Here is a 14,920-nt window from a genome sequence, read left to right as displayed (position 1 = left end):
GCACGGCCGCGGCGCTCACCCGGTGAACAGTTGCGTGGCCTTCCGTACGAGTTCGTACAGTCCGTAGGCGAGCGGTACGCCCACCCAGATCCACGCGAAGACGATCAGGGGGCGCCGGTCAGGCGGATTCGGACTGCTGTCGCTGGACGACATCGGTGGCCTCCCTCGGGGCGGGGACGTGGAAGCGAGGGTCGACGGGCCGGACCAGTTCGTTCGCGACGAAGCCGATCACGAGCAGGCCGATCATGATGAAGAAGGACGTGCCGTACAGGTCGGGGCCGGACTTGCCCGCCTCCTCCTGCCGGTCCGCGATCCAGTTGACGATCAGCGGTCCGAGGACACCGGCCGTGGACCAGGCGGTGAGCAGCCGACCGTGGATGGCGCCGACCTGGTACGTGCCGAAGAGGTCCTTCAGGTAGGCGGGGATCGTGGCGAAGCCGCCGCCGTAGAAGGACAGGATGACCAGGGCGCAGATGATGAACAGCGGCTTGGATGAGTCGCCGAACTGGGCGATCAGCAGGTACATCAGCGCGCCGACGCCCAGGTAGACGCGGTAGATGTTCTTGCGTCCGATCAGGTCGGACGTCGAGGACCAGACGATCCGGCCGGTCATGTTGGCCGCGGAGAGCAGCGCGACGAAGCCGGCGGCCGCGGTGACGGTGACCGGGGTGGAGGAGTCGGCGAAGAAGTCCGTGATCATCGGGGCGGCCTTCTCCAGGATGCCGATGCCCGCGGAGACGTTCATGCAGAGGATGACCCACAGGCACCAGAACTGCGGGGTGCGGATGGCGTTGCGGGCCGAGACCTGCGGACCGGCCAGGACGCCCGGTCCCGTGTCGACCGGCTTCTCGGTGCGCGGCACCCGTACCAGCAGCACCCCGAGCAGCATGAACACGGCGTACGTCAGTCCGTGGACCAGGAAGGCGACGGCGATGCCGGAGGAGTCGGAGCCGAAGGACTCCAGCATCTGGGCGGACCACGGCGAGGCGATGAGCGCGCCACCGCCGAAGCCCATGATCGCGATGCCGGTGGCCATGCCGGGCCGGTCCGGGAACCACTTGATCAAGGTGGAGACGGGCGAGATGTAGCCGATGCCGAGGCCTATCCCGCCGACGAAGCCGTAGCCGAAGACGATCAGCCAGTACTGCTCGGTGGCGGCGCCGAGCGAGGCGATCAGGAAGCCGGAGGAGAAGCAGAGCAGCGCCACGGTCATCGCCCAGCGCGGCCCGTTGCGCTCGACGAGGGTGCCGCCGAACGCGGCGGACAGGCCCAGCATGACGATGCCGAGCTGGAAGGGCAGTGCGCTCTGGGTGCCGCTGAGGCCGAGCGCGGATTCGAGCGGCGGCTTGAAGACGCTCCAGGCGTAGGCCTGCCCGATGGAGAGATGAACGGAGAGCGCGGCCGGGGGGACGAGCCAGCGGCTCCAGCCCGGGGGTGCGACGGGGGGACTCATGATCCCGGACGGTAGGGAGTGCCGAGGGGAGTTGGAAAGGCGGCGCGTCGACCGTATGCGGTGAGCGGTATGCACCGCGCGCCGAACGGTCGTTCCTCGGCCACCCACATTCCCGGGCACCGGGCACCGCCGCGTCGGAGGGCCGGCCACCGTCGTGTCCGGGCAATGCCTTGCCCGGCCGTCGCCTGAACCCTTGCCGCTCCAACTTCCATACTGTAGACAATATTTCGTCGACAGATTTCGGCAGCGTGCCATCTCCGCGGTATCCCTCGACCGAACGGAGCTCCCTCACCATGAAAGTCGCAGTTCTCGGCGCCGGTGCGATCGGCGCCTACGTCGGCGCCGCGCTCCACCGCGCCGGCGCGGACACGCACCTCGTCGCCCGTGGACCGCATCTCGCGGCCATGAGGCGGGACGGGGTGCGGGTGCTCAGCTCGCGCGGGGACTTCACCGCCCGCGCCCACGCCACCGACGACCCGGCCGAGATCGGCCCGGTCGACTTCGTCTTCCTGGGCCTGAAGGCCCACTCGTACGCGGCGTGCGGGCCGCTGATCGAGCCCCTGCTCCACAGCACCACGGCGGTGATCGCCGCCCAGAACGGCATCCCCTGGTGGTACTTCCACCGGCACGGCGGCCCGCACGACGGCCGCCGTGTCGAGAGCGTCGACCCGGGCGGCGCGGTCAGCGCGGTGCTCGCGCCCGAACGGGCCGTCGGCTGTGTCGTCTACGCGGCGACCGAGCTCGAAGGGCCCGGTGTCGTACGGCACCTGGAAGGCACCCGCTTCTCCGTCGGCGAGCCGGACCGTACGGTCTCGCCGCGCTGCCGGGCGTTCAGTGAGGCCATGGTCGCCGGTGGCCTGAAGTGTCCGGTGGAGCCCGATCTGCGGGGCGACATCTGGATCAAGCTGCTCGGCAACATCTCGTTCAACCCGATCAGTGCCCTGGCCAGGGCGACCATGCGGCAGATGTGTCTGCACGGCGGCACTCGCCAGGTCATCGAGACGATGATGGCCGAGACCCTGGCCGTCGCCCGGGCGCTGGGCTGCGAGGTCGGTGTCTCCATCGAACGGCGGATGGCGGGCGCCGAACGCGTCGGCGACCACCGCACCTCCACGCTCCAGGACCTGGAGCGCGGCAGACCGCTGGAACTCGACGTCCTGCTGGCCGCCGTCGTCGAGCTTGCGGACATCACGGGTGTCGAGGTGCCCACCCTGCGCACCGTCCACGCCATCTCGGATCTGCTCGCGCTGAGGAGCGCGGCATGAGGAGCGTCGTATGAGGAAACGCGACCGGACCCCGAAGACCTACACCCGGCTCACCCATCCCCTCGTCCGCGACTCCCGCGACGAGCCCTTCAGGCGGGCGAGTTGGGAGGAGGCGCTGGACCGCGCCGCACGGGGCCTCGCCCGCAACCGCGACGCGTTCGGCCTGTTCTCCTGCGCCCGCGCCACGAACGAGATGAACTACGTGGCCCAGAAGTTCGCCCGCGTGGTCATGGGCACCAACAACGTCGACTCCTGCAACCGCACCTGCCACGCGCCGAGCGTGGCCGGCCTCTCGGCCGCCTTCGGCTCGGGCGGCGGCACCTCCTCGTACGAGGAGATCGAGCACACCGACGTCATCGTGATGTGGGGCTCCAACGCCCGTTTCGCGCACCCGATCTTCTTCCAGCACGTCCTCAAGGGCATCCACAACGGCGCCCGGATGTACGCCGTCGACCCGAGGCGGACCTCCACCGCCGAGTGGGCGGAGAGCTGGATGGGGCTGAACGTCGGCACCGACATCCCGATGGCCCACGCGATCGGCCGGGAGATCATCCACGCGGGCCTCGCCAACGAGGCGTTCATCGCGCGGGCGACCACCGGCTTCGAGGAGTACCGGGCGCTCGTCGAACCGTGGACGCTGTCGCTGGCCGAGAAGGTGACGGGCGTACCGGCCGCCGCCGTCAGGGAGTTGGCGCACGCGTACGCCCGGGCCGAACGGGCCCAGCTGTGCTGGACGCTCGGCATCACCGAGCACCACAACGGCACGGACAACGTCCGCGCGCTGATCAACCTCTCGCTGCTCACCGGCCACGTGGGCCGCTACGCCTCGGGCCTGCAGCCCCTGCGCGGCCAGAACAACGTGCAGGGCGGTGGCGACATGGGCGCCATCCCCAACCGGCTGCCCGGCTTCCAGGACATCCTCGACCCCGAGTCCCGGCTGAAGTTCGAGTCCGCGTGGGACACCGTCATCCAGCCGCACTACGGGCTGAACCTGACGGAGATGTTCGAGGCCATGGAGGAGGGCTCGCTGAAGGCCGTGTACTGCATCGGGGAGAACCCGGCGCAGTCCGAGGCCGACAGCGAGCAGGCCGTACGACGGCTGGGGGAGCTGGACTTCCTCGTCGTCCAGGACCTCTTCCTGACCAGGACGGCCCAGCTGGCGGACGTCGTCCTGCCCGCGACCGCCGGGTGGGCGGAGACGGACGGCACGACCACCAACAGCGAACGCCGGGTGCAGCGGGTACGCCGTGCCGTCACCCCGCCCGGGGAGGCCCGCGAGGACATCGACATCATCTGCGACCTGGCCTCGCGGCTCGGGCACGAGTGGAAGTACGCCGACGCCGAGGCCGTCTGGAACGAGCTGCGCTCGGTGTCGCCGGACCACTACGGGATGACGTACGAGCGCCTCGCGCGGGAGCAGGGCATCCAGTGGCCCTGCCCGGACCCGGACCGGCTCGAACCGAGCTATCTGCACGGGCGGTTGTGGGACCCCGACCCGGCGAACAGGGGCCGGCTCGCGCCCTTCGGGATCGTCCAGCACGATCCGCCGGTGGACCTGACCGACGAGCGGTTCCCGATCCGGCTCACCACCGGGCGGCGGCTCGACTCGTACAACACCGGAGTGCAGAGCGGCGGTTACGCCTCGCCGCTGCGGCGCGGGGAGTACATCGAGCTGTGTCCGGAGGACGCGGAGCGCTACGGGGTCGCGGTGGGCGAGGAGGTGCAGGTGTCCTCGCGGCGCGGATCGGTGGTGGCGCCCGTGTGGATCGACCTCGCCCTGCGGCCCGGCCTGGCCTTCATGACCATGCACTTTCCCGACGAGGTGGACACCAACCAGCTGACGATCGAGGCCAATTGCCCGATCGCGGGCACGGCGGAGTTCAAGGCGTCGGCGATCCGGATCGAGAAGCTGCCCGTCGCGACCATCGTGAGGTGATGTCAAGTGGACCTGCACTTCGGTGACAGCAAGCCCACCGACGAGGAGAGGGCGGCCGTCGACGCGTTGCTCGGCCCGCCGGAATCCTCCTGGGAGGGCGCGGCCCGCGACGCGATGAGGGCCGAGGATCTGCGGTGGGCGCGGGGCGGCCGGGAGGCCCGGGACCGCCGTGACCTGCTGTTACCGGGGCTGCACGCCCTCAACGACCGGATCGGCTGGATCAGTGAGGGTGCGCTGGACCATCTCTGCCGACGGCTGACCGTGCCGCCGGCGGAGGCCTACGGCGTGGCCACCTTCTACGCGATGTTCTCGGTCAAGCCGCGCCCGGCCACCGTGCTGCACGTCTGCACGGACCTGGCGTGCGCGACGGCCGGGGCGGCCGACCTGTGCGCCGGGGTCGAGGCCCGTCTCGGCCCCGGAAGCGGGGTGAGCGTGCAGCGCAGCCCGTGTCTGGGGCTGTGCGAGCGGGCCCCGGCGGCGCTCGCGATCAAGGCGGGGGTTCCGGTGCGTACGGCGGTCGCGGCGCCCACGACCGTGGAGGCGGCCGTCCTCGCGGCGAGCGCGCCCGACTCGGCGGACGAGGAGCCGCCGGCCGTCATGGCGGTGCCCCAGGCCGGGGACCCTTCGCTGACCCTGTTGAGCCGCGTCGGCGTCGTCGATCCGACCTCCCTCGACGACTACCGCGCCCACGGCGGCTACACGGCCCTGCGGCGGGCCTTCGAGCTGGGCCCCGCCGGGGTCATCCGCGAGGTGACCGACTCGGGCCTGGTCGGGCGCGGCGGCGCCGCCTTCCCCACCGGCCGCAAATGGCAGGCCACGGCGTCGCAGCCCGACCGTCCGCACTACCTCGTCTGCAACGCGGACGAGTCCGAGCCGGGCACCTTCAAGGACCGCGTGCTCATGGAGGGCGACCCGTTCTCCCTGGTCGAGGCGATGACGATCGCCGCGTACGCGACCGGCGCGCACCGGGGCTACCTGTATCTGCGCGGTGAGTACCCACGGGCCCTGCGCCGTTTGGAGAACGCCCTCGCCCAGACCCGCGCCCGCGGCCTGCTCGGCGACGACGTCCTCGGCCAGGGGCATGCCTTCGACATCGAGATCCGGCGGGGCGCGGGCGCCTACATCTGCGGCGAGGAGACGGCCCTGTTCAACTCCATCGAGGGCTACCGGGGCGAGCCCCGCTCGAAGCCGCCGTTCCCGGTGGAGAAGGGCCTGTTCGGCAAGCCGACCGTGGAGAACAACGTCGAGACCCTGGTGAACGTCCTGCCGGTCCTGACCATGGGCGCCCCGGCGTACGCGGCGATCGGCACCGGCGGCTCCACCGGACCGAAGCTGTTCTGCGTGTCGGGCAGCGTGGACCGGCCCGGCGTCTACGAGCTGCCCTTCGGTGCGACCCTCGGCGACCTGCTCGCCCTCGCCGGGGTGCGGGAGCGGCTGCGGGCCGTGCTCCTCGGCGGTGCGGCCGGTGGTTTCGTACGGCCCGACGAGCTGGACATCCCGCTCACCTTCGAGGGGACGCGGGAGGCGGGCACCACGCTCGGCTCGGGGGTCGTGATGGCCTTCGACGACACCGTGCCGCTGCCCCGGCTGCTGCTGCGGATCGCGGAGTTCTTCCGCGACGAGTCCTGCGGGCAGTGCGTGCCGTGCCGGGTCGGGACCGTACGGCAGGAGGAGGCGCTGCACCGGATCGCCGAGCGGACCGGCGCGGCGGCGGCCGGTGACATCGCGCTGCTCAGGGAGGTCGGCCGCGCGATGCGGGACGCCTCGATCTGCGGTCTCGGGCAGACCGCGTGGAACGCCGTGGAATCCGCGATCGACCGCTTGGGGGCGTACGAATGACCGTGATCCCGCTGGGAGTGCCGCGTCGTCTGCTGGAGTTCACCCTCGACGGTGAGCCGGTGCGGGCGCCCGAGGGCTCGACGATCCTGGACGCCTGCCGGGCCGTCGGCAAGGACGTGCCCACCCTCTGCGAGGGCGACACGCTCACGCCGAAGAACGCCTGCCGGGTCTGTGTCGTCGAGGTCGAGGGGGCCAGGACCCTCGTCCCGGCCTGCTCCCGCAGGGCCGAGCCCGGTATGCGGGTGCGGACGGACACCGAGCGCGCCCGGCACAGCCGCAAGGTCGTCCTGGAACTCCTCGCGTCGTCGGTCGACCTCTCGACGACCCCGAGGGCCGCGGGGTGGATCAAGGAGTACGAGGCGAAACCGGACCGCTTCGGCCCGGACGCGGCCCGGCTGAACGAGGAACCGAGGGTCGACAACGAGCTGTACGTACGGGACTACGACAAGTGCATCCTGTGTTACAAGTGCGTGGACGCCTGCGGGGAGCAGTGGCAGAACTCGTTCGCGATCTCGGTCGTCGGGCGCGGCTTCGACGCGCGGATCGCCGTGGAGCACGACGCCCCGCTGACCGACTCGGCCTGCGTGTACTGCGGGAACTGCGTCGAGGTGTGCCCGACGGGCGCGCTCTCCTTCAAGTCGGAGTTCGACATGCGGGCGGCGGGCACCTGGGACGAGTCGGCGCAGACGGAGACGACCACGGTCTGCGCGTACTGCGGAGTGGGCTGCAACCTCACCCTCCATGTGCAGGACAATGAGATCGTGAAGGTCACCTCGCCGCACGACAACCCGGTGACCCACGGCAACCTCTGCATCAAGGGCCGCTTCGGCTACCAGCACGTACAGAACCGGGACTGAGACACGACATGGGACGAGTCACGGAACGACGCAAGGTGATCCGCATCCGGGACGGCGCGGTCTCCACCCGCCCGGACACGCTCGTCGCGGAGGAGCCGATGGAGATCCGGCTGAACGGCAAGCCGCTCGCGATCACCATGCGCACCCCGGGGGACGACTTCGCGCTGGCGGCGGGGTTCCTGGTCAGCGAAGGGGTGCTCGCCGAACGGTCGGACCTGCAGAACATCGTCTACTGCGCGGGCGCGACGGAGGACGGTGCGAACACGTACAACGTGGTGGACGTGCGGACCTCTCCGGAGGTCGTCGTCCCCGACATCACGCTCGAACGGAACGTGTACACGACCTCGTCCTGCGGGCTGTGCGGCAAGGCGTCGCTGGACGCCGTCCGTACGACCGCCCGCTGGGCCGTCGACGACACCCACGGGGGTGAGGCTCCCCCGGTCCGGCTCGACCCCGAACTCCTCGCGAGCCTCCCCGACCGGCTCCGCGCGGCGCAGCGGGTCTTCGACCGGACCGGGGGTCTGCACGCGGCGGCCCTGTTCGGCGAGGACGGCGAACTGCTCGACGTACGGGAGGACGTGGGCCGGCACAACGCCGTCGACAAGCTGGTCGGCCGCGCCCTGCAGAACGGCGCCCTGCCCCTGTCCCGGGCGGTGCTGCTGGTGTCCGGGCGGGCCTCGTTCGAGCTGGCGCAGAAGGCGGTGATGGCGGGGATACCGGTGCTGGCCGCGGTGTCGGCGCCGTCGTCCCTCGCGGTGGATCTGGCGGCGGAGGCCGGGCTGACGCTGGTGGGGTTCCTGCGGGGGTCCTCCATGAACGTGTACGCGGGCGAGCACCGGATCGCTCTGCGGGCCGCGGCCGACCGGGGCTGACGGGGCCCGCCTCCACGACGGCGGGGCCCCTGGTGGCGGGGAGCGCCCCCTGCGCCCCGGGGGCCCCGCCTTTCGCTCCGCGTTCGGCACGGCCGGGTACGCGCCGTCGGTCCACCGGTCTCGATGCCGGGTGCGGCTGGGTGGGGGCTGATCGCGCAGTTCCCCGCGCCCCTGTAAAAGCAGAGGCCGCGCGACCAGCCCCCACCCGCCGGCGCCCGCCGACGCACCGAACCCCCACCCCCCTCCCGCGAAAACACGCCCGACCACCCGCACGGTTCTTGTGAGCCCCAGAACCCCCCAGTACCGTCGTGGGCCGCACATCGGACGTGGGACGTCCGATGTCCCGTCCCCCAGCCGGATGAAGGGCTGGTGGGCGACACCCACGGCAACCCCGCGCCGGTCGTGGACCGCGAGACCGGCCGCGTCGTGCCGACGGAGACGTACAACAGACGCACCTGGGAGAGCGTGGACCGGGGGCACGGTCGTCACCACGGACTGGTCCGGCTACTCGGACCTGGGTCCGGATCGGTCCCGGGACCGATGGCGACGGTGTCGTGGGGCTGCTGGACGAGGGCGGCGCGGTCGACGCCCGGGACGAGATCCGCTTCGCCCGGTTCACCGAGGGCTGGCTGAAGCCGCGCCGGGGCCCCGCCCGAGGACGCCCGACCGGGCCCCGGGCGGCCGTCCGGCGGCCGTCCTCGGTGGCGCCCGGCCGACGGAGGGGACGGCCGGCGGCGCGATCGAGTTCGACGGCGTCGACGATGCCGTCCGCCTGCCCTACCGGCCCCGGCTCCCGCTCGGCACCAAGGACTTCACCGCCTCGCTCCGGTTCCGGTACACCGCGGCCTCCGGGGAGCAGCCGATGCTGTGGATGGGCGGGGTCGGGACGACCCAGCCGCAGGTGTGGGTGCGCGGGGAGCCCGCGGCCGGGCTCGCCACACGGGACGTGCCGACCGGGGGCGAGATCCCGCGCCTGCCCATGGACCGGGTGGACACGGGCAACTAACGTCCCTCCCGTGCCCGATGACGCAGGAGCACGACAGCGGACGGGGGCCGGACCGGTCCTGATCCTGGCCCTGGTCCTGGCCCTCGCGGCCGTGCTGCTCACCGCCCTCCCGGACGACGACCGGGAGGGCGGCGGCGCCTGCACGGCGCGTACGGTCCGGGACTGGGACCCGGACCCGGCCCTGACCGGCGAGTTCACCCGGTACGGCGACGACGCGACCCGTACCGACGACTGGACCGGCGGCGACGGGACCCACTCGGTGCGGCTCCCGGACGGACGGCTGCTGTGGCTGTTCTCGGACACGTATCTGGGCCAGGTGCACCCCCCGCCCAACCCGGCGGGCGAGTCCGTGGCGTGGCGGGACACGGCGACGCCGCTGGTGCGCAACTCGGCCGTGGTGATGTCCTCTTCGGGGCGTCTCGAAGCCACGCTCCCGGCCCCCGTCTTCCCGGACCCGGCCCCCCAGCACTGGCGCTGGCCGGTGGCCGCCCGGGTCGAGCCGCGCTCCCCCGGCTCGGACGAGAAGGTCGTACGGGTGCTGCTGTGGACGCGTACGGCCGGCAGAGCGCCGTGGATCTACGGGGTGCCCACCTCGACGGAGGTGGCCACGCTGTCGCTGCCCGGTCTGCGGCTGGAGGGGATCACGACGGTGCTGGACCAGGCGTCGGTCGCCGATCCGGCCCGGCGGGTGCTGTTCGGCACGACGGCCGTCGACGCGGGCGAATGGACGTACGTCTACGGCGGCACCGACGCGCAGGCCGCCTCCCGGCCGACCTCGCACGCGTACGTCGCCCGGGTGCCGCGCGGCAGGCTCGGGGAGCCGGGGGCGTGGGAGTACTGGGACGGCGCGCGCTGGGAGGTGCGGGGGCGGCGGGCGCCCGTGCTCGGGAACGGGGCGGACAAGGGGGTGGGCAGCGCCTTCACCGTCGTACGGGACGGGCGCACCTATGTGCTGCTCACCATGGCGGCCGGGACGGCGGGGCTGACGACCGTGACCGCGTACTGGGCCTGCTCCCCCACCGGGCCGTGGCACGGGCCCACCAAGGGGTTCAGTCCCCCGTTGCCGAACAGCGGGGTCGCGGCGTACAACCCCCAGGCGCACCGGACGGCGGACGACGGGCGCCTGGTGCTCAGCTACGACGTCAACTGGCTGGACGCCGACGCGGCGGCGGCGCAGCTGAACATCACGCGGGACGTGTCCCTGTACCGACCGCGGTTCGTATCGCTTCGTCTCGCTCCTCCGTGACGGCCGGCTCCACCGGGTCGTGCGCGCGGCGCTTGGCGATGACCGCGCAGACCATGAGCTGCATCTGGTGGAAGAGCATCAGCGGCAGGACGGCGAGGGAGGCCTCGGGGCCGAACAGGACGCTCGCCATGGGCAGTCCGGAGGCGAGGGACTTCTTGGAGCCGGCGAACTGGATGGCGATCCGGTCCGCCCGGTCGAAGCCCAGGGCCTTGCCGCCGTACCAGGTGAGCAGCAGCATCACCGCGAGCAGGACGGCCTCGACGACGAGGAGTCCGGCCAGCCGCAGCGGGCTGACCTGGCTCCAGATCCCGCGCACCATGCCCTCGCTGAACGCGACGTAGACGACGAGGAGGATGGAGCCCCGGTCGACGAGGCCGAGGATCCGCTTGTGCCGGGTGACGAAGGCGCCGATCCAGCGGCGGGTGAGCTGCCCGGCGACGAACGGGACCAGCAGCTGGAGCACGATCTTCAGCAGCGAGTCGGCGGAGAACCCGCCGGCGCTGCCGCCGAGCAGGGCCGCCGCGAGCAGCGGGGTGAGGACGATGCCGGCGAGGGAGGAGAAGGAACCCGCGCAGATCGCGGCGGGCACGTTGCCCCGGGCCATCGAGGTGAAGGCGATCGAGGACTGGATGGTCGAGGGGACGAGGGTGAGGAAGAGGAGCCCGGTGTAGAGGGAGTGGCTCAGGAACACCGGTTCCAGGCCCCGGGCCGCCAGACCCAGCAGCGGGAAGACGACGAACGTGCAGGCCAGGACGGTGCCGTGCAGCCGCCAGTGCTTGAGACCGTCGAGGGCCTCGCGGGTGGAGAGCCGGGCGCCGTAGAGGAAGAAGAGGAAGGCGATCGCGACGGTGGACGCGCCGGACGCCACCTCGGCGGTCGTTCCCCGTGCCGGGAGGAGCGCCGCGACGCCCACGGTCGCGAGCAGCAGCAGGATGTAGGGGTCGATCGGCAGCCGGCTCGGCCACTTCAGGCGTTTCACGGTGCTCCACGTGCTGTCGGCGAGGGTGGTGTCCGGGACCGGAAGGCCCCTCTCCATCGTCCCCCTCGACCCCTTGATCGGGAATCCGTCATACCGTTCTGACTGTCATCATGTTTCGCGATGACCGAGTAGGGTGGCGATCGTGTACGAACCCTCCCATCTGCGCACCTTCCTCGCCGTGGCCCAGACGCTGAGCTTCACGCAGGCCGCCCGGCGGCTGGGGCTGCGTCAGTCCACGGTCAGCCAGCATGTCCGCCGTCTGGAGGACGCGGCCGGGCGGCAGCTGTTCTCCAGGGACACCCACTCCGTGGAGCTGACGGAGGACGGCGAGGCGATGCTCGGGTTCGCCCGGCGGCTGCTGGAGGTGCACGAGCAGGCGACGGCGTTCTTCACCGGGACCCGGCTGCGCGGGCGGCTGCGGTTCGGCGCGTCCGAGGACTTCGTGCTCACCCGGCTCCCGGAGATCCTGGAGGCCTTCCGGCACGACCATCCCGAGGTGGACCTTGAGCTGACGGTCGAGCTGTCGGGCACGCTGCACGAGCGGCTCGCGGCCGGCCGGCTCGACCTGGTGCTGGCGAAGCGGCGCCCACAGGACCCGCGCGGCGAACCCGTGTGGACGGACCGGCTCGTGTGGATCGGCGCGGAGCGGCTCCGAGTCGACCCCGACCGTCCGGTCCCGCTGATCGCCTACCCGCCGCCGGGCATCACGCGCGCCCTGGCGCTGGAGGCGCTGGAGCGCGAAGGCCGCTCCTGGCGCATCGCCTGCACCAGCGGAAGCCTCAACGGGCTCATCGCCGCCGCCCGCGCGGGCCTCGGCGTGATGGCGCACTCTCGCCGCCTGGTGCCTCCCGGCCTGGTCCGGGTCCCGGAGCGGGCCGGACTGCCGGAGCTGGGCGAGGTCGACTTCGTCCTCGTCCACGGCCGCCGCCCCGGCACGGCGGCCGGCGCGGCGGACGCCCTCGCGGCATCCATCCTCTCCGGCGGAAACCGCCTGCACGGCCGAGCACGGGAGATCTGACCGGGGGCGGGGCGGAACGGCGGCCCAGGCCCGACGGTCCGTCGGCCCGACGGCAAGAGGCCCCTCACGACAGCCTCCCTCTCCGGCGGAGACCGGTTGTCCGGACGGGTGCGAGAGATCTGACCGGCGGCCGGGCGGAAACCCGGCCGCCGGCCCGACGGCAAGCGGTCCCCCTACGACGAAGGCCGACGCGGCACAGGTCCGACGCGCCCCCTTCCGACAGCCTTCCTCCCCGCCAAGACCTGCCGCACGGCCGGGCACGAGGGGCTTGGCGGCAGGCCCGGCGGCAGACGCACGCTGCGCCCCGCCCCCGCCCTCGTGTCGGGGCTCGGCGCGGGCCGGCCGGCCCGCGGAGGTGAGGGATGTTCGCGTCTGACCAGGGCGGACGCTGTTCGTCAGGACGCCCGCCGTGACCGGGGCGTGCGGGTTCAGTGGAGATTGGCCTCACGGGACTTACCGCGAGGTCCGGCACTATGCCGGATACCTCCTCTTCTGCGGTCGTTTTTCGGCACCGACTCGCGTCATGCATCCCTATGCGCCCCCTCCACAACCCTCCCGTCCCCTCTCGCGGTGAGGTAGCTTTCACGCGCTGTTCGGAGCGCCACGAGGAGCGGGTTTGCGCGAGTTCACCAACCCCCCGTTGGCGTCGGCGCCGCCGGTGGGCGGTCTGGCCGACGTCGTCTTCGAGCACGCCCAGGAGGACCCGTCGTACATCGCGCTCGGCCGCAAGGACGAGCAGGGCGAGTGGCGCGACATGACCTCCGCCGAGTTCCGTGACGAGGTCCTCGCGCTGGCGAAGGGGCTGCTGGCGCAGGGCATCCGGTTCGGCGACCGGGTCGCCATCATGTGCCGTACCCGCTACGAGTGGACCCTGTTCGACTACGCGCTGTGGACGGTCGGCGCCCAGGTCGTCCCCGTCTACCCGACCTCCTCCGCCGAGCAGGTCTTCTGGATGCTGTACGACTCCCAGTGCACGGCGGCCATGGTGGAACACGAGGACCACGCGATGACCATCGCCACGGTCATCGACCGGCTGCCGCAGCTGCGCCGGCTCTGGCAGCTGGACGTCGGCGCGGTGCAGGAGCTGTACGAGTCGGGGGCGCATCTCGACGACGAGGTGGTGCACCGGCACCGCCTCGCCGTGACCCCGGAGTCGATCGCGACGATCATCTACACCTCCGGCACGACGGGCCGCCCCAAGGGCTGTGTCATCTCGCACGCCAATTTCATGGTGGAGGCGGACACGGTCATCGAGCGCTGGGCTCCGCTGTTCAAGTCCCGCAAGGGCGACGCGGCGGCGACACTGCTGTTCCTGCCGCTCGCCCATGTCTTCGGGCGGATGGTGCAGGTCGCCGGCATCCGCGGAAAGGTCAAGTTCGGTCACCAGCCGCAGCTCAACGCCGCCGTCCTGCTGCCCGACCTCGCCGCCTTCCAGCCGACCTTCTTCCTCGCGGTGCCGTACATCTTCGAGAAGGTCTTCAACGCGAGCCGGCGCAAGGCCGAGCGCGAGGGACGGGCCGGGCCGTTCGAGAAGGCCGTCGAGGTCGCCGTGAAGTACGCGGACGCGATGGAGGCGAGGGCCTGGGGCACCGGGCCCGGCCCGTCGGCGGGCCTGCGGATGCAGCACCAGTTCTTCGACAAGGTCGTCTACGCCAGGATCCGGGAGGCGATGGGCGGCCGCATCAAGTACGCGATGTCCGGCGGCTCGGCGATGGACCGACGGCTCGGGCTGTTCTTCGCGGGCGCCGGCGTCCACATCTTCGAGGGGTACGGCCTGACGGAGTGTACGGCGGCCGCGACCGCCAACCCGCCGGAGCGCACCCGGTACGGCACGGTCGGCCAGCCCATTCCGGGCACGAGCGTGCACATCGCGGACGACAACGAGATCTGGCTGCGCGGACCCCATGTCTTCCAGGGCTATCTGAACAACCCGAAGGCCACCGACGAGACCCTGCACGACGGCTGGCTCGCCACCGGCGACCTGGGCTCCCTCGACGAGGACGGCTATCTCACCATCACCGGGCGCAAGAAGGAGATCCTGGTGACATCGGGGGGCAAGAGCGTCTCGCCGGCGATCCTGGAGGAGCGGGTGCGCGACCATCCGCTGGTCGCCCAGTGCATCGTCGTCGGCAACGACCGTCCGTACATCGCCGCCCTGGTCACCCTGGACGGCGAGGCGGTCGAGCACTGGCTGCAGATGCGCGGCAAACCGAAGCTGTCTCCGGCCGAGCTGGTGCGCGACCCGGAACTGGAGACCGAGGTGCGGCGGGCGGTGGTCGCCGCCAACACCCTGGTCTCGCAGGCCGAGTCGATCCGCACGTTCCGCATCCTCGCCCACCAGTTCACCGAGGAGCACGGGCTGCTGACGCCGTCGCTGAAGCTGAAGCGCAAGGCGATCGAGAAGACGTACGCGAAGGAGGTGGAGGCGCTGTACCGGGCGTGAGGCCCG

The 14,920-nt window shown here is 71.8% G+C and carries 11 protein-coding genes and 1 pseudogene; 9 read left to right on the top strand and 3 right to left on the bottom strand.

What is annotated here, in order from left to right; all coding sequences use genetic code 11:
• Positions 1-15: 15 nt before the first annotated feature.
• On the bottom strand, positions 16-153 hold the full coding sequence (locus tag H4687_RS37350; RefSeq protein ID WP_005482503.1) for an MFS transporter small subunit: 138 nt from the start codon (positions 151-153) through the stop codon (positions 16-18).
• A complete protein-coding gene (locus tag H4687_RS37345) occupies positions 119-1,453 on the bottom strand; it encodes an OFA family MFS transporter (RefSeq protein WP_046915784.1) in 1,335 nt (444 codons plus the stop codon). Before H4687_RS37345 ends, H4687_RS37350 begins: the two co-directional genes overlap by 35 nt.
• A gap of 293 nt (positions 1,454-1,746) precedes the next feature.
• Here H4687_RS37345 and H4687_RS37340 point away from each other — a divergent pair, with 293 nt between their 5' ends.
• The 7 genes and pseudogenes from H4687_RS37340 (at position 1,747) to H4687_RS37310 (ending at position 10,474) form a co-directional block, all read left to right on the top strand.
• Positions 1,747-2,718, top strand: coding sequence for a 2-dehydropantoate 2-reductase (locus H4687_RS37340; protein WP_046915785.1), 972 nt, complete (start codon positions 1,747-1,749; stop codon positions 2,716-2,718).
• Positions 2,719-2,728: 10 nt separating this feature from the next.
• Positions 2,729-4,654: a molybdopterin oxidoreductase family protein gene (locus tag H4687_RS37335; RefSeq protein WP_046915786.1), complete on the top strand. Its 1,926-nt coding sequence runs from the start codon at positions 2,729-2,731 to the stop codon at positions 4,652-4,654.
• A 6-nt stretch (positions 4,655-4,660) separates the two neighbouring features.
• The gene (locus H4687_RS37330; protein ID WP_046915787.1) at positions 4,661-6,493 is read left to right on the top strand and encodes an NADH-ubiquinone oxidoreductase-F iron-sulfur binding region domain-containing protein; all 1,833 of its coding nucleotides are present in this window, start codon (positions 4,661-4,663) and stop codon (positions 6,491-6,493) included.
• Positions 6,490-7,350, top strand: a complete 861-nt coding sequence (locus tag H4687_RS37325; RefSeq protein ID WP_046915788.1) for a 2Fe-2S iron-sulfur cluster-binding protein — start codon at positions 6,490-6,492, stop codon at positions 7,348-7,350. Before H4687_RS37330 ends, H4687_RS37325 begins: the two co-directional genes overlap by 4 nt.
• An 8-nt stretch (positions 7,351-7,358) precedes the next feature.
• On the top strand, positions 7,359-8,222 hold the full coding sequence (fdhD, locus tag H4687_RS37320; protein ID WP_046915789.1) for a formate dehydrogenase accessory sulfurtransferase FdhD: 864 nt from the start codon (positions 7,359-7,361) through the stop codon (positions 8,220-8,222).
• Between the two features lie 447 nt (positions 8,223-8,669).
• A pseudogene (locus tag H4687_RS37315) lies at positions 8,670-9,150 on the top strand (laminin G); the annotation flags it as partial.
• A gap of 88 nt (positions 9,151-9,238) precedes the next feature.
• The gene (locus H4687_RS37310; protein WP_050399357.1) at positions 9,239-10,474 is read left to right on the top strand and encodes a DUF4185 domain-containing protein; all 1,236 of its coding nucleotides are present in this window, start codon (positions 9,239-9,241) and stop codon (positions 10,472-10,474) included.
• Here H4687_RS37310 and H4687_RS37305 read toward each other — a convergent pair.
• A complete protein-coding gene (locus H4687_RS37305; RefSeq protein WP_046913155.1) occupies positions 10,413-11,510 on the bottom strand; it encodes a bile acid:sodium symporter family protein in 1,098 nt (365 codons plus the stop codon). The two genes, H4687_RS37310 and H4687_RS37305, sit on opposite strands and share 62 nt — an antisense overlap.
• Positions 11,511-11,595: 85 nt before the next feature.
• Between H4687_RS37305 and H4687_RS37300 the strand changes: the two genes are divergently transcribed.
• Together H4687_RS37300 and H4687_RS37295 are read left to right on the top strand one after the other, a co-directional pair.
• On the top strand, positions 11,596-12,471 hold the full coding sequence (locus H4687_RS37300; RefSeq protein ID WP_097251304.1) for a LysR substrate-binding domain-containing protein: 876 nt from the start codon (positions 11,596-11,598) through the stop codon (positions 12,469-12,471).
• A gap of 616 nt (positions 12,472-13,087) precedes the next feature.
• Positions 13,088-14,914 carry an AMP-dependent synthetase/ligase gene (locus H4687_RS37295; RefSeq protein ID WP_046913153.1) on the top strand — a complete coding sequence of 609 codons (1,827 nt, stop codon included), beginning with the start codon at positions 13,088-13,090 and terminating at the stop codon, positions 14,912-14,914.
• The last annotated feature ends 6 nt before the right edge of the window (positions 14,915-14,920 follow it).

The organism is Streptomyces stelliscabiei (assembly GCF_014873495.1).
GTDB classification, from domain to species: Bacteria; Actinomycetota; Actinomycetes; order Streptomycetales; family Streptomycetaceae; genus Streptomyces; species Streptomyces bottropensis.
This window is presented reverse-complemented; position numbering and strand designations above follow the sequence as displayed.

What these genes read in the sequence shown, in the direction of transcription:
- H4687_RS37340 (WP_046915785.1), top strand. Translation starts at nt 1,747, where the DNA reads ATGAAAGTCGCAGTTCTCGGCGCCGGTGCGATCGGCGCCTACGTCGGC.
- H4687_RS37325 (WP_046915788.1), top strand. Translation starts at nt 6,490, where the DNA reads ATGACCGTGATCCCGCTGGGAGTGCCGCGTCGTCTGCTGGAGTTCACC.
- H4687_RS37305 (WP_046913155.1), bottom strand. Translation starts at nt 11,510, where the DNA reads ATGGAGAGGGGCCTTCCGGTCCCGGACACCACCCTCGCCGACAGCACG.
- H4687_RS37350 (WP_005482503.1), bottom strand. Translation starts at nt 153, where the DNA reads ATGTCGTCCAGCGACAGCAGTCCGAATCCGCCTGACCGGCGCCCCCTG.
- H4687_RS37335 (WP_046915786.1), top strand. Translation starts at nt 2,729, where the DNA reads ATGAGGAAACGCGACCGGACCCCGAAGACCTACACCCGGCTCACCCAT.
- fdhD (WP_046915789.1), top strand. Translation starts at nt 7,359, where the DNA reads ATGGGACGAGTCACGGAACGACGCAAGGTGATCCGCATCCGGGACGGC.
- H4687_RS37345 (WP_046915784.1), bottom strand. Translation starts at nt 1,453, where the DNA reads ATGAGTCCCCCCGTCGCACCCCCGGGCTGGAGCCGCTGGCTCGTCCCC.